Origin of the sequence: Escherichia sp. KTE114 (genome assembly GCF_000407765.1) — a bacterium.
GTDB classification, from domain to species: Bacteria; Pseudomonadota; Gammaproteobacteria; order Enterobacterales; family Enterobacteriaceae; genus Escherichia; species Escherichia ruysiae.
Genome location: NZ_KE136626.1, coordinates 1,481,370 through 1,495,692, shown reverse-complemented (window position 1 = coordinate 1,495,692; position 14,323 = coordinate 1,481,370). Strand labels below are relative to the sequence as shown.

The 14,323-nt window shown below is 49.8% G+C and carries 14 protein-coding genes; 11 read left to right on the top strand and 3 right to left on the bottom strand.

What is annotated here, in order from left to right; all coding sequences use genetic code 11:
• Nucleotides 1-179 precede the first annotated feature (179 nt).
• Together rlmJ and gorA are read left to right on the top strand one after the other, a co-directional pair.
• Nucleotides 180-1,022: a 23S rRNA (adenine(2030)-N(6))-methyltransferase gene (gene rlmJ / locus WC5_RS13755; RefSeq protein WP_010349921.1), complete on the top strand. Its 843-nt coding sequence runs from the start codon at nucleotides 180-182 to the stop codon at nucleotides 1,020-1,022.
• Between the two features lie 71 nt (nucleotides 1,023-1,093).
• Nucleotides 1,094-2,446, top strand: a complete 1,353-nt coding sequence (gene gorA, locus WC5_RS13760) for a glutathione-disulfide reductase (protein ID WP_000160820.1) — start codon at nucleotides 1,094-1,096, stop codon at nucleotides 2,444-2,446.
• A gap of 53 nt (nucleotides 2,447-2,499) precedes the next feature.
• Here the strand turns inward: gorA and dinQ are convergent, their stop codons facing one another.
• Entirely contained in the window at nucleotides 2,500-2,583 is an 84-nt protein-coding gene (gene dinQ / locus WC5_RS0122100; protein ID WP_001295215.1) for a damage-inducible type I toxin DinQ, read from the bottom strand.
• Nucleotides 2,584-3,324: 741 nt separating this feature from the next.
• Here dinQ and arsR point away from each other — a divergent pair.
• From arsR to WC5_RS13790, 5 genes are all read left to right on the top strand, one after another.
• A complete protein-coding gene (arsR, locus tag WC5_RS13770; protein ID WP_000008973.1) occupies nucleotides 3,325-3,678 on the top strand; it encodes an As(III)-sensing metalloregulatory transcriptional repressor ArsR in 354 nt (117 codons plus the stop codon).
• Nucleotides 3,679-3,732: 54 nt separating this feature from the next.
• Entirely contained in the window at nucleotides 3,733-5,022 is a 1,290-nt protein-coding gene (arsB, locus tag WC5_RS13775; RefSeq protein ID WP_016231543.1) for an arsenite/antimonite:H(+) antiporter ArsB, read from the top strand.
• A 12-nt stretch (nucleotides 5,023-5,034) separates the two neighbouring features.
• Entirely contained in the window at nucleotides 5,035-5,460 is a 426-nt protein-coding gene (arsC, locus tag WC5_RS13780) for a glutaredoxin-dependent arsenate reductase (RefSeq protein ID WP_000065770.1), read from the top strand.
• Between the two features lie 385 nt (nucleotides 5,461-5,845).
• A complete protein-coding gene (gene slp, locus WC5_RS13785; protein WP_001044202.1) occupies nucleotides 5,846-6,412 on the top strand; it encodes an outer membrane lipoprotein Slp in 567 nt (188 codons plus the stop codon).
• Between the two features lie 141 nt (nucleotides 6,413-6,553).
• Nucleotides 6,554-7,084 carry a helix-turn-helix domain-containing protein gene (locus WC5_RS13790; protein WP_000478613.1) on the top strand — a complete coding sequence of 177 codons (531 nt, stop codon included), beginning with the start codon at nucleotides 6,554-6,556 and terminating at the stop codon, nucleotides 7,082-7,084.
• Nucleotides 7,085-7,145: 61 nt separating this feature from the next.
• Here WC5_RS13790 and chuS read toward each other — a convergent pair whose 3' ends face one another.
• Both chuS and chuA read right to left on the bottom strand, forming a co-directional pair.
• The gene (gene chuS / locus WC5_RS13795) at nucleotides 7,146-8,174 is read right to left on the bottom strand and encodes a hematinate-forming heme oxygenase ChuS (RefSeq protein ID WP_001017203.1); all 1,029 of its coding nucleotides are present in this window, start codon (nucleotides 8,172-8,174) and stop codon (nucleotides 7,146-7,148) included.
• 48 nt (nucleotides 8,175-8,222) lie between these two features.
• A complete protein-coding gene (gene chuA, locus WC5_RS13800) occupies nucleotides 8,223-10,112 on the bottom strand; it encodes a TonB-dependent heme/hemoglobin receptor ChuA/ShuA (protein WP_309245441.1) in 1,890 nt (629 codons plus the stop codon).
• Between the two features lie 775 nt (nucleotides 10,113-10,887).
• Between chuA and shuT the strand changes: the two genes are divergently transcribed.
• From shuT to chuY, 4 genes are read left to right on the top strand one after another with little or no spacing between them, the layout of a single operon-like run.
• Nucleotides 10,888-11,811, top strand: coding sequence for a heme ABC transporter substrate-binding protein ShuT (gene shuT / locus WC5_RS13805; RefSeq protein WP_024191052.1), 924 nt, complete (start codon nucleotides 10,888-10,890; stop codon nucleotides 11,809-11,811).
• 19 nt (nucleotides 11,812-11,830) lie between these two features.
• Nucleotides 11,831-13,168 (top strand): heme anaerobic degradation radical SAM methyltransferase ChuW/HutW, encoded by a 1,338-nt coding sequence (gene hutW / locus WC5_RS13810; protein ID WP_001056418.1) that lies wholly within the window; start codon nucleotides 11,831-11,833, stop codon nucleotides 13,166-13,168.
• A gap of 12 nt (nucleotides 13,169-13,180) precedes the next feature.
• A complete protein-coding gene (hutX, locus tag WC5_RS13815) occupies nucleotides 13,181-13,675 on the top strand; it encodes a heme utilization cystosolic carrier protein HutX (protein ID WP_000020032.1) in 495 nt (164 codons plus the stop codon).
• Complete coding sequence (chuY, locus tag WC5_RS13820; protein WP_000189340.1) at nucleotides 13,675-14,298, top strand: anaerobilin reductase; 624 nt, start codon at nucleotides 13,675-13,677, stop codon at nucleotides 14,296-14,298. Before hutX ends, chuY begins: the two co-directional genes overlap by 1 nt.
• Nucleotides 14,299-14,323 lie beyond the last annotated feature (25 nt).

Below are 14,323 nucleotides of genomic sequence, written 5' to 3'. Positions count from 1 at the left end.
CGTTAATAGGCCGATGCCATCCGACGCGTAATGGGTAATAGCATGGGGTTAAGTGTAGTGAATTTCAATGAGAAACGTTACGCTTTCGCGGCGACGTCCTCTTTTCGGTATACTGTCCTGATATGCTTTTGTGCGCCCCGAATACGGGCCGATTTTTACTTACCGGAACACCTTTACCCATGCTCAGTTATCGCCACAGCTTTCACGCTGGCAACCACGCCGACGTCCTTAAACACACCGTTCAGAGCCTGATCATCGAGTCGCTGAAAGAGAAAGATAAACCGTTTCTCTATCTCGATACCCATGCGGGTGCCGGGCGTTATCAGTTAAGCAGCGAACATGCCGAGCGTACTGGCGAATATCTCGAAGGCATCGCCCGTATCTGGCAGCAGGACGATTTGCCCGCAGAACTGGAGCCGTACATCAATGTGGTAAAACACTTCAACCGTAGCGGACAGTTGCGTTACTACCCCGGTTCGCCGTTGATTGCCCGTCAGTTACTGCGTGAACAAGACAGCCTGCAACTGACCGAGCTACACCCGAGCGATTACCCGTTGCTGCGTTCTGAATTTCAGAAAGACAGCCGTGCGCGCGTAGAAAAAGCCGACGGTTTCCTGCAACTGAAAGCAAAACTGCCGCCAGTTTCCCGCCGTGGTTTGATACTTATCGACCCACCGTATGAAATGAAAACCGACTATCAGGCGGTGGTCAGCGGAATAGCAGAAGGCTACAAACGTTTCGCTACCGGCACTTACGCATTATGGTATCCGGTGGTGCTGCGCCAGCAGATCAAGCGCATGATCCACGACCTGGAAGCGACCGGCATTCGCAAAATTCTGCAAATTGAACTAGCGGTGCTGCCAGACAGCGACCGCCGTGGTATGACCGCTTCCGGCATGATTGTGATTAATCCACCTTGGAAGCTGGAGCAGCAAATGAACAACGTGCTGCCGTGGCTGCACAGCAAACTGGTTCCGGCAGGCACCGGGCACGCCACCGTAAGCTGGATCGTGCCGGAGTAATTGCAACCATCGCTGGCACCTATTACGTCTCGCGCTACAATCGCGGTAATCAACGATAAGGACAATATGTCATGACTAAACACTATGATTACATCGCCATCGGCGGCGGCAGCGGCGGTATCGCCTCCATCAACCGCGCGGCTATGTACGGTCAGAAATGCGCGCTGATTGAAGCCAAAGAACTGGGCGGCACCTGCGTGAATGTTGGCTGCGTGCCGAAAAAAGTGATGTGGCACGCGGCGCAAATCCGCGAAGCGATCCACATGTACGGCCCGGATTATGGCTTTGATACCACCATAAATAAGTTCAACTGGGAAACGTTGATCGCCAGCCGTACCGCCTATATCGACCGTATTCATACTTCCTATGAAAACGTGCTCGGTAAAAATAACGTTGATGTAATCAAGGGCTTTGCCCGCTTCGTTGATGCCAAAACGCTGGAGGTAAACGGTGAAACCATTACGGCCGATCATATTCTGATCGCCACCGGTGGTCGTCCAAGCCACCCGGATATTCCGGGCGTGGAATATGGCATTGATTCCGATGGTTTCTTTGCCCTACCCGCTTTGCCAGAGCGCGTGGCAGTTGTTGGTGCGGGTTACATCGCCGTTGAACTGGCTGGCGTTATTAACGGCCTCGGCGCGAAGACGCATCTGTTTGTGCGTAAACACGCGCCGCTGCGCAGCTTTGACCCGATGATCACTGAAACACTGGTCGAAGTGATGAACGCTGAAGGCCCGCAGCTGCACACCAATGCAATCCCGAAAGCGGTGGTGAAAAATGCCGATGGCAGCCTGACGTTGGAGCTGGAAGATGGTCGCAGTGAAACGGTGGATTGCCTGATTTGGGCGATTGGACGTGAACCTGCCAATGACAACATCAACCTCGAAGCCGCTGGCGTTAAAACCAACGAAAAAGGCTATATCGTCGTCGATAAATATCAAAATACTAACGTTGAAGGTATTTACGCGGTGGGCGATAACACAGGTGCAGTGGAACTGACGCCGGTCGCGGTGGCGGCGGGTCGCCGTCTCTCTGAACGGCTGTTTAACAACAAGCCGGATGAGCATCTGGATTACAGCAACATTCCGACCGTGGTCTTCAGCCATCCGCCGATTGGTACTGTTGGTTTAACGGAACCGCAGGCGCGTGAGCAGTACGGCGATGATCAGGTGAAAGTGTATAAATCGTCTTTCACCGCGATGTATACCGCCGTCACCACTCACCGCCAGCCGTGCCGCATGAAGCTGGTGTGCGTTGGACCAGAAGAGAAGATTGTCGGTATTCACGGCATTGGTTCTGGCATGGACGAAATGTTGCAGGGCTTCGCGGTGGCGCTGAAGATGGGCGCAACCAAGAAAGACTTTGACAACACTGTCGCTATTCACCCAACGGCAGCAGAAGAGTTCGTGACCATGCGTTAAATATTAAAGGGCTAAGAGTAGTGTGCTCTTAGCCCTTAGCTACGTTTCCGCTATCAGTTCAGAAGCTGAAGCAGAAAGCGGATCAGTTCCAGTAGCGCAATTAACGCCCCAAGAACGATGATTGCTTTATCAATCACCCGTTTTCTCCATGCGATGGAGTGAGAATGCATCCGCTTACTCATCCATTGCCTGTCACGGCGCATGTCCCATTGTTAGATGACGACTATCTCACTCCGGCCAGAGCATCAGTTAACGGCACCACCCGTACAACTGATCAGGACTTTGAAAGCGTTTATGCGCATTGCCAGAGTGAAAATGCCTCAGAGCTAACTGGATAATCATACAGTGTAATGAGATTAAATAACCAGCATAACATTGCAATGTATCCTTTAAGGGAATAGCATTGAAAAGTTAGATGTGGGCATTCTCACTCCAGCCAGAGCCACCAACTCAGGGCTGGAAAGTAAAAAACCGACGCAAAGTCGGTTTTTTACGTCCTGATTCGGACAAGGCTTAATACGGAGGCGATCAAGTGAAAGTATATAAATCCTCTTTCACCGCCATGTATACCAAACTGCCCCTCTGCCAGCGGAAGAAATCGCTAATTCTTGCAATGTTAGCCACTGGCTAATAGTATTGAGCTGTTAGATGATGACTATCTCACTCCAGCCAGAGCCACCAACTCAGGGCTGGAAAGTAAAAAACCGACGCAAAGTCGGTTTTTTTACGTCCTGATTCGGGCCTTTTTTCAAATGAATACCCAACGCTTAATTCACACCCATTACCTTCCTTTGCACCTACGCATCCGTTAAACCATATATGTTTTTGACTTATCCGTTTTGAAGAGAGACACTACCTGCAACAATCAGGAGCGCAATATGTCATTTCTGTTACCCATCCAACTCTTCAAAATTCTTGCCGATGAGACCCGCCTGGGCATCGTATTACTGCTCAGTGAGATGGGGGAGTTATGCGTGTGTGATCTCTGTACTGCCCTGAATCAGTCGCAGCCCAAGATCTCACGCCACCTGGCATTGCTGCGGGAAAGCGGTTTATTGCTGGATCGCAAGCAAGGTAAGTGGGTTCATTACCGCCTATCGCCGCATATTCCAGCATGGGCGGCGAAAATTATTGATGAGGCCTGGCGATGTGAACAGGAAAAGGTTCAGGCGATTGTCCGCAACCTGGCTCGACAAAATTGTTCCGTAGACAGTAAGAACATTTGCAGTTAAAAATTTCAGCTAAACACATATGGATTTTCGTATGTGTTTTATCCTGGAGGCATTATGTTACTGGCAGGCGCTATCTTTGTCCTGACCATCGTATTGGTTATCTGGCAACCGAAAGGTTTAGGCATCGGCTGGAGTGCAACGCTGGGCGCAATGCTGGCGTTAGTTACAGGCGTGGTCCATCCGGGCGATATTCCTGTAGTGTGGAATATCGTCTGGAATGCAACTGCCGCATTTATTGCCGTTATTATCATCAGTTTGCTGCTGGATGAATCCGGCTTTTTCGAATGGGCGGCGCTGCACGTTTCACGCTGGGGCAATGGTCGTGGTCGCCTGCTGTTTACCTGGATTGTCCTGCTCGGCGCCGCCGTTGCAGCTCTGTTTGCCAATGATGGCGCGGCGCTTATTTTGACACCGATTGTCATCGCCATGCTGCTGGCATTAGGGTTCAGTAAAGGCACTACGCTGGCGTTCGTTATGGCGGCGGGGTTCATTGCCGATACCGCCAGCCTGCCGCTTATCGTCTCGAACCTGGTGAATATCGTTTCGGCAGATTTCTTTGGTCTTGGCTTTCGCGAATATGCTTCGGTAATGGTGCCGGTGGATATCGCCGCGATACTGGCCACGCTGGTGATGTTGCATCTCTATTTCCGCAAAGATATTCCGCAGAACTACGATATGGCGCTGCTGAAATCTCCCGCCGAAGCGATTAAAGATCCTGCTACATTCAAAACTGGCTGGGTTGTTTTACTGCTTCTGCTGGTGGGATTTTTCGTCCTGGAACCACTCGGCATTCCGGTAAGCGCCATTGCGGCGGTGGGTGCGCTGATATTATTTGTCGTCGCTAAACGCGGTCATGCTATCAATACGGGTAAAGTGCTGCGCGGTGCACCCTGGCAGATTGTCATCTTCTCGCTCGGTATGTATCTGGTGGTTTATGGCCTGCGCAATGCGGGACTGACAGATTACCTTTCTGGCGTACTCAACGTACTGGCAGATAACGGTCTGTGGGCGGCGACGCTGGGCACCGGATTCCTGACAGCCTTCCTCTCTTCGATCATGAACAATATGCCTACGGTACTGGTTGGTGCGTTGTCTATTGATAGCAGCACGGCGTCTGGTGTGATCAAAGAAGCGATGGTTTACGCCAACGTTATTGGCTGCGATCTGGGGCCGAAAATTACACCTATTGGTAGCCTGGCAACGCTGCTCTGGCTGCACGTACTTTCGCAGAAGAATATGACGATTACCTGGGGATATTACTTCCGCACAGGAATTATCATGACCCTGCCGGTACTGTTTGTAACGCTGGTGGCGCTGGCGCTACGCCTCTCTTTCACTTTGTAATGAGATACTGATATGAGCAACATTACCATTTATCACAACCCGGCCTGCGGCACGTCGCGTAACACGCTGGAGATGATCCGCAACAGCGGTACAGAACCGACCATTATCCACTATCTGGAAACCCCGCCGACTCGTGATGAGCTGGTAAAACTCATTGCTGATATGGGGATTTCTGTTCGCGCTCTGCTGCGTAAAAACGTTGAACCGTATGAGGAACTGGGTCTGGCAGAAGATAAATTTACTGACGATCGGTTAATCGACTTTATGTTGCAACACCCGATTCTGATTAACCGTCCAATCGTGGTAACGCGGCTGGGAACCCGTCTTTGCCGTCCTTCGGAAGTGGTGCTGGAGATCCTGCCAGATGCGCAAAAAGGCGCGTTCAGCAAGGAAGATGGCGAGAAAGTGGTTGATGATTCGGGTAAACGATTAAAATAAACAAAGGGGGGCTGTGCCCCCAATCTCTGACGAACGCGTATCATTTCTTACCGGATGCAGGAAGCGCAATTTCAGTAAATTGCGCTTCCTGCCCTCGCGGATAAATAGTTTCCATTTAAATAAATGGTTATCACCATAATGCTAATAATTAGTACTCCATGTAACATGAGAGAAAAAATAAACTCATTATAATAATTAAATAAAGAACTAATATTACAAGGAGGCGGATAATAACTTCATATGTCAATGCTATCCGGGACTAATGTTCAAGGATATAAATATCAGACAGGTTTACGTTACTATCAGGCATATCGCCTAAGAATCGGATGAAAACTATAAAGAAATATCTATTATGGTTTTAACATTTGTTGATAAGGATAGTAACATGAACAAGACAAAAGGTGCACTCATCTTCAGCCTTTCATTTTTTCTTGCCGCATGTAGTTCGATTCCGCAAAATATCAAAGGCAATAACCAACCTGATATTCAAAAAAGTTTTGTTGCTGTTCATAACCAACCAAATTTGTATGTTGGTCAACAGGCACGCTTTGGCGGTAAGGTTATCAACGTTATTAACGGCAAAACAGATACGTTGTTAGAAATCGCCGTATTACCGCTGGATAGCTATGCCAAACCTGAAATTGAAGCCAACTATCAGGGTCGCCTGCTCGCCAGACAAAATGGCTTCCTTGACCCAGTGAACTACCGCAATCACTTTGTTACCGTTCTCGGCACAATTCAGGGCGAACAACCTGGATTTATCAATAAAGTCCCGTATAACTTCGTTGACGTGAATGTACAAGGTATTCAGGTGTGGCATTTGAGAGAAGTGGTCAACACCACCTACAACCTGTGGGATTACGGCTACGGCGCATTCTGGCCTGAACCAGGCTGGGGCGCACCTTACTACACTAATGCGGTTAGCCAGGTAACACCAGAACTGGTGAAATGATTTAGTTTAAAGATGCAGATATTTTTCAAATATCTGCATCTTTAGTATGAATATTTATATATAACTATAATTATAATATCCTCTCTATTTATTACCTTTGGCACCTGATTATAAAGTTAATGTCCGCAACAGGAGTCGGTTATGTTTCTTATAATTACCAGGGATACAATGTTTTTCACCGCCATGAAAAATATTTTAAGTAAGGGTAATGTCGTTCATATACAGAACGAAGAAGAGATCGACTTAACATTGCATCAGAATGCCTTAGTGATTATTGACACGTTAATGAATAATGTCTTTCATTCTTCAATACTCAACAAAATTGAACATCTGAAGCCTGTTCATGTCATTGTTTTCTCACCGTTTAATATTAAACGTTGTCTGGGAAAAGTCCCGGTAACCTTTGTCCAGAGAAATATTACGATTATTGACTTTGTCGCGCTGCTTAATGGCAGTTACTGTTCTGTGCCAGAAGCGGATGTGTCACTCTCATGCAAACAACATCAGGTTCTGACCTGCATTGCTAATCAAATGACGACGGAAGATATTCTGGGGAAATTAAAAATTTCGCTGAAAACATTCTATTGCCATAAACACAATATTATGATGATTCTTAACCTTAAGCGGATCAACGAACTGGTACGTCATCAACATATTGATTATCTGGTCTGAACTCGCCAGCTGATATTTATAAAGAGGCCCGGCGACCGCCAGACCTCCGCACAATTACGCTTTACGCAGTAACACCTTCCTGCGTCAATGCCGCAATCTGTTTACGCCATTGCGCTTGCTCCTGTTCGCCTTCTGTACGTTGACCATAGAGCTGCGCAATCTGCGTACCATCATGGGCAAACAATTCCAGACTGGTCACATAACCGTCACTGGCGGGTTTACGAGTAACCCAGGTTTCAGCAATGCACTCCTCTAAAAGGTGAAGAGTAAACGTTGGGTTGAAAATATTCAGCCAGCCTTTCATCGGCACAACTTTTTCAACCACACCGGTGAAGATCTGTACGCAACCACGGTTGCCAACAAATACCATGATCTCATTAGCGTCTTGCTGGGCGGATTCCAGTATCTGCACCAGCGCACTGTTGGGCACTTTGCAGGCCAAATCGTCTGCCACCAGATTAAACGCCTGCTGACGAGTCAGGTTGTGGCGCTTGAGCAACGTAAAAAACTGATGAACGTCGGTCATCGCCCGCCACTCTTGCTCGACCACACTGGCATCTACGTCGGTTTGTGCGGCAGTCGCATCAGCGGCTTTTAACTCAAGCTGCGTATTCTCTTCGACGATAAAACGCCCCAGAAGCTCGTTCCATGCCGCCATGTCAGTATTGTCGGTGGCATAAACTTTCAGTAACGCATCGCCCTGATGATCAAAGAACTGAATACTCTGGCGTTCGCCGCGAGCCGTGGTTTCTTTTATATGGAAAACACTGTCCCACTGATTGAGAAACAGTCGCAAATCCAGCGCGCGCGGGTTGAGTATTAATCCGGCATGACCGTTCAAATGCTGGTTCGTGAAAGCACCAATCTGCTCATGAACAGCATACTCGTTCCGGCAAATACATTTGGTTTCGCCAACGCTTTCCAGTGCCGCCAGAATTTCACGAATATTGCCACGCATCCGCCACGCATCGTGCGTGACACGGGCAAATGCCAGCTCTGCTTCGCTAATATTCATTAAACCTGCGATGTCACGCGCGTACTTTCCGGGATTTTGTTCTTTTAACTCAAGCCAGCGTGTGTAGTGGTTCATTGTCTCTCTTCCTTCCAGATAAACGCCCCGAAATATCGGGGCAGATGATTACCATTGATAACTCACGAAAATTTTTCCGTTACGACCATCCTGCGGGATACCCTGCGGCGACCAGTACTCTTTATCGAAGGCGTTGCCCAGTACCAGAGTGGTGGTCATGCCTTTGAGCGCCTGCTGTCCTTGATAACTAACGTAGAAATCATTCACGCCGTAGCCCGGTTGTTTACTGTAACTGCTGCTGACATGTGTTGAGCGATCGGCAAACGTACCGACCCAACCGACAGAGAAGCCGCTGTGGGCAATGGGAATATTCAGGGTGCTGGTAACAGTATCCGGGTTAATGCTGGAGATATATTCACCGGTATCGGTGTCTTTGCCACGGGTACGGTTATAGGCCACATCAAGGCTAAACAAATCAGTGGTATATTTCGTCATCACATCCCAACCCCAGATTTTGGCGTTCGGGACGTTATACGACATGGTCGTCGCCGCTGCGAAATCGACGGTCGTGGAGATGTAGTCCTTCGCTTTGGTATCAAAGTAGCTGGCTTTAAATTCCAGGGCATCATTGGACAACATCAGGTCATCAAAACGCAGCCCAAAGCCGTACTCCTGAGTTTCGTTGGTTTCCGGACGCAAATTCGGGTTCGGCACCCAATAGTTGGTATAGAAGCGACCAATCGAGAAGTGCTTAGAATCGTTATACATTTCGCCCATCGTCGGGGCGCGGAATGCCTGCGCATACGAGCCAAATAACATTAGCCAGTTGGTCGGGTTGATAGTCATCCCTGCACGAGACGACCATTTGTCGGCATCCACATCTTTGTAGCCGTCGCTGCTACCGCGATAGCTGTCATAGCGGGTTCCGCCAAGCAAGGTAATCGGCAGATCGCGTAAGGTTATCTCATCTTGCAGCCAGCCAGAGCTGAAATCGATTTTCGCTTGCGGGAAGCCCGTCGTCGCACCGCCAGGATGTTGTTCCTGACGATAATACTCACCGCCATATGTCAGCAGATGAGAGGCAAAACTGTCGGCAAACAGAGTGGAACGGTTCTCCAGTTTGGCACCTTTTGTTGTCTGTTCACGATACTCGCCGGAACTCCCCGTGTTCTGCGCATTAATACGAACTTCCGACCAGTAAACTTTTGCATCGGCATTTAACCAGTCGTTGCCCAACGGAGCGAGTTTATAAGCAAGCTGCGCATCACGTTGAATCGTTGAGCGATCAACCATCGGGTTGCTGCTATCAGAAGCCTCAACGGTCTGCGGATTTTTGGGTTCACGCGCGTCGTTATTGTAATAACGCACTAACCCGCTCAGAGACTGGGCAGAATCAATTTGCCAGGTTCCTTTCGCCAGCATGTTGTTGATAGCCTCGTCATTCGGCGCGGTTTCACCATTGCTCTGGCGTAAATCACCACGATCGCGACTGGACCAGGCCACAATACCATCCAGATTTTCAGTTCGCCCAAAAGCACTGGCGCCCAGCCCCAGGCTATGGTCTCCCGTGCCGCCAGTGCCAAAGACACGAAAACCACTGCTTTGTCCTTCCTGCAATAAATCTTTTGCATCGACCGTATCGTAGGAGATAACCCCTCCCAGCGCGCCACTGCCATACAGTAATGCCGAAGGCCCACGGACAATCTCAACACGTTTGATCAGCGCCGGATCGAGAAAAGTACCATTCAGGTGTCCGGTATCAGTTCCCTGACGAACACCATCGACAAGAACCAGCACGCCGCGATGATCATAGCCACGCATATTCACATCCTGACCATTTGTGCGTCCCGTACCATCAAGAGTAATCCCAGGAACATGGCGCAGCAGATCGGTGGCTGAAGTGGCCGTTTGGTTTTCAGGGGCGGAAGTGTCGATAACGCTGACCATCATTGGCGCTTCGAAGGAACTGCGGGCATTCCCCGTTGCAGTAACAGTCATGGTTTCAGTAGCAAAAGCAATCGTCGGCAAGCTGGCGGAAACAGCCAAAGCCAACAAACTCAAGCGCAACGAGGTAAATTGCGGACGTGACATAGCGATTCTCCATGAGGAAAATAAAAAATGCTGGCTGCCTGGGTAAAAACCGGGGTGGCTGGCGAAAATAAATTTATTTACGATTCAAGGCGATAGTATTAGCCAGGTGAGTTAATTGGCGTTTATATCCCGTGAAATTACCTGGTATTTCTGACAATTGCGCAAATACACGCCCTCTTTATCAGGTCTGGTGGTACACCACGTCTGGAGTGAAGAGTGCAGTGCGTTATCCCTTACAAAAGTTATAGTTTCATTATCCATATGATCATGTGTTGTTAAATACCAACTTGATAATGAGAATTATTATCGATCAATTTTTTATGATCAAGCTTTTTTTAACCGCTATTAACACACTAAACAGGGGGTTATAAAATCTGTTTATGTCTCATCAACCACAGCCTCCTTGTCACAATTCGCCCCACCGTGCCGTAACGAATCTTTGTCGTTAACTGCAATAATTTTTCTATTTTTTTGCCCTACAACCCGCGACATTGCTGGAGTTGCACCTTTTTCTCGCCCCGAAATTCAGCCGTTGCAAAGAACGTTAGCTGACGAATCATCTTGATAAAAATCAAAAATAAATACGCTTGTAACGCCTTGCGTATTGAATCGATGGTGGTATTTCATATATAACTCAAATGATAATCATGATCATTCTCAATTTGATAAGAGTTCTCATATGATACCAAGGATCACCACCAGGCCGTGTCTTTTTTCCCCACTAACGTTATGTATTTCAGCCGTGGCCTCTGCCGCGAAGACCACGGTAAATCATATCCCCATGAAAAAACTGTTTACGGCAGTACTGGCTCTTAGCTGGGCTTTTAGCGCAACGGCGACCGAACGTATCGTGGTTGCTGGAGGGTCACTGACGGAACTGATCTACGCGATGGGTGCTGGCAACCGCGTGGTTGGTGTCGATGAAACGACATCTTATCCACCAGAAACCGCCAAACTGCCGCATATTGGCTACTGGAAGCAACTGAGCAGTGAAGGCATTTTGTCACTTCGCCCGGATAGCGTAATTACCTGGCAGGATGCCGGGCCGCAAATTGTGCTCGACCAGCTACGGGCGCAGAAGGTCAACGTCGTCACCCTACCGCGTGTGCCCGCCACCCTTGAGCAGATGTACGCCAACATTCGCCAACTGGCGAAAACGTTACAGGTTCCTGAACAAGGCGACGCGCTGGTGACACAGATCAACCAACGCCTGGAGCGGGTACAGCAAAGCGTGGCGGCCAAAAAAGCTCCGGTTAAAGCGATGTTTATTCTCTCCGCAGGCGGCAGTGCGCCACAGGTTGCCGGTAAAGGCAGCGTCGCAGACGCCATTCTGTCGCTTGCCGGTGCAGAAAACGTCGCTACCCACCAGCAGTACAAAAGCTACAGCGCGGAATCGCTGATTGCGGCTAACCCTGAAGTGATTGTCGTCACCTCACAAATGGTCGATGGCGATATTAATCGGCTGCGTTCTATTGCCGGAATTACCCACACCGCCGCCTGGAAGAACCAGCGCATTATCACCGTTGATCAAAACCTGATTCTGGGAATGGGCCCGCGTATTGCTGATGTCGTTGAATCTTTACACCAGCAGCTTTGGCCGCAATAAACGGATTTAAATCAGACGTATGAACATGAAAAACACCCTGGATCTCACGCCACATTTTGCTTTAGACGGAGACCAGCCATTTAAAGACAGGCGCGCCATGATGCCGTTTCGTGGGGCCATTCCGGTCGCCAAAGAACAACTGGCACAAACCTGGCAAGAGATGATTGGTCAAACGACTTCACCTCGTAAACGACTGGTTTATCTGCATATTCCTTTTTGCGCGACACACTGCACGTTTTGTGGTTTTTATCAGAATCGTTTTAACGAAGATGCGTGCGCTCGTTACACCGATGCCCTGATTCGAGAAATCGAGCTGGAGGCAGACAGCGTATTGCATCAGTCCGCACCCATCCACGCGGTCTATTTCGGTGGCGGCACACCTTCCGCGCTCTCGGCGCGCGATTTGTCCAGAATCATCACCACACTACGAGAGAAATTACCGCTGGCACCCGATTGTGAAATCACCATTGAAGGCCGGGTACTGAATTTTGATGCTGATCGAATCGATGCTTGCCTTGACGCAGGAGCAAATCGTTTCTCGATTGGTATTCAGTCATTTAACAGCAAAATCCGCAAGAAAATGGCACGCACCTCTGATGGTCCGACCGCCATTGCGTTTATGGAAAGCCTGGTCAAACGCGACCGGGCTGCGGTGGTGTGCGACCTGCTGTTCGGCCTGCCAGGTCAGGATGCGCAAACCTGGGGAGAAGATCTGGCTATTGCCCGCGATATCGGTCTCGATGGTGTCGATCTCTATGCGCTCAATGTCCTGCCCAACACGCCGCTGGGCAAAGCCGTGGAAAACGGGCGCACTACCGTGCCCTCTCCGGCAGAACGTCGCGATCTCTATCTGCAAGGGTGTGACTTCATGGACGATGCCGGTTGGCGCTGCATCAGTAACAGCCACTGGGGTCGCACCACACGCGAACGTAATCTCTATAACCTGCTGATTAAACAGGGTGCCGATTGTCTGGCCTTTGGTTCCGGTGCTGGCGGTTCGGTTAATGGTTACTCCTGGATGAACGAACGTAATCTTCAGACCTGGCATGAATCCGTCGCGGCAGGCAAAAAACCGCTGATGATGATCATGCGTAACGCCGAACGTAACGCGCAGTGGCGTCATACCTTGCAGTCGGGCATTGAAACGGCGCGTGTACCACTGGACGAACTTACGCCACATGCCGAAAAACTCGCGCCGTTACTGGCTCAGTGGCACCAAAAAGGCTTAAGCCGCGATGCTTCAACTTGCCTGCGGCTGACCAATGAAGGTCGTTTCTGGGCAAGCAATATTTTGCAGTCTCTTAATGAACTGATTCAGGTACTTAATGCGCCAGCGATTGCGCTTGGAAAACCATAACAGGAGTGATTTATGAGCCATGTCTCGTTACAGGAATTTTTGAAAACGGAGCCAGACGGTACGCTGGAAGCGATCGCCGAACAATACAACACCACACTGCTGGAGGTAGTGAAAAATCTGCCCTCTCCGACGGTCGTGTCAGGCGATAAATTCGATACTGTCTGGGATACCGTCTGCGAATGGGGCAACGTCACCACGCTGGTGCATACTGCCGATGTGATCCTTGAATTTAGCGGAGAACTGCCTTCGGGTTTCCATCGTCACGGCTATTTCAACCTACGCGGAAAGCACGGCATGTCCGGGCATATCAAAGCAGAAAACTGCACACATATTGCCTTAATCGAACGTAAATTCATGGGCATGGACACCGCCTCTATTCTCTTTTTCAATAAGGAAGGCAGCGCCATGCTGAAAATCTTCCTCGGCAGGGATGACCATCGTCAACTCCTGAGCGAACAAGTCAGCGCCTTCCATGCTCTGGCGGCATCTCTGAAGGAACATGCCTGATGACACCGTGGCTACTCTTTGGCGCAGGCGGAAAGGGAGTTGGAGCCAGAACGCTTGCACTGGCGCTGGCGGAACAACGTCCGGTCGTTGCTGTCGTTCGCCGTACAGACGCTGCGGCTAAACTGGCACAACAAGGTGTGCAGGTTTTTACAGGCGACGCCTGTGATGCCAGCGTGGTCGCAGCGGCCTGCCGCGCGGCTGGCCCGGATGCGCTTGTAATCTCAACAATGGGTGGCGCACAGGATTATCTGGCGCACAGAACAGTGATTGATGAGGCCGAAAAGGCCGGTATCAAGCGCATGATTCTGGTGACCTCTTTGGGATGCGGCGATAGCTGGCCGTTTTTATCGGATCGCGCCAAAGCCGCGTTTGGTCAGGCGGTACGGGAAAAAACGCTGGCGGAAAGCTGGCTGCAAACCAGCCAACTTGACTACGCCATTCTCCGTCCAGGCGGTCTGCTTGATGGCGCAGCAACGGGTAAAGCGTTACGGATACAAAATCAGGAATGCCATGGTTTTGTCCGCCGTGCCGATGTCGCTGCACATATTGCTGAACTGGCCAGTCAGCCGACACTCAACAAGCAGATCTACAGTCTGATTGAACCAGATCTGAAACCAGCGTAATCCCCTCCCGGCGCGGAATATCCGC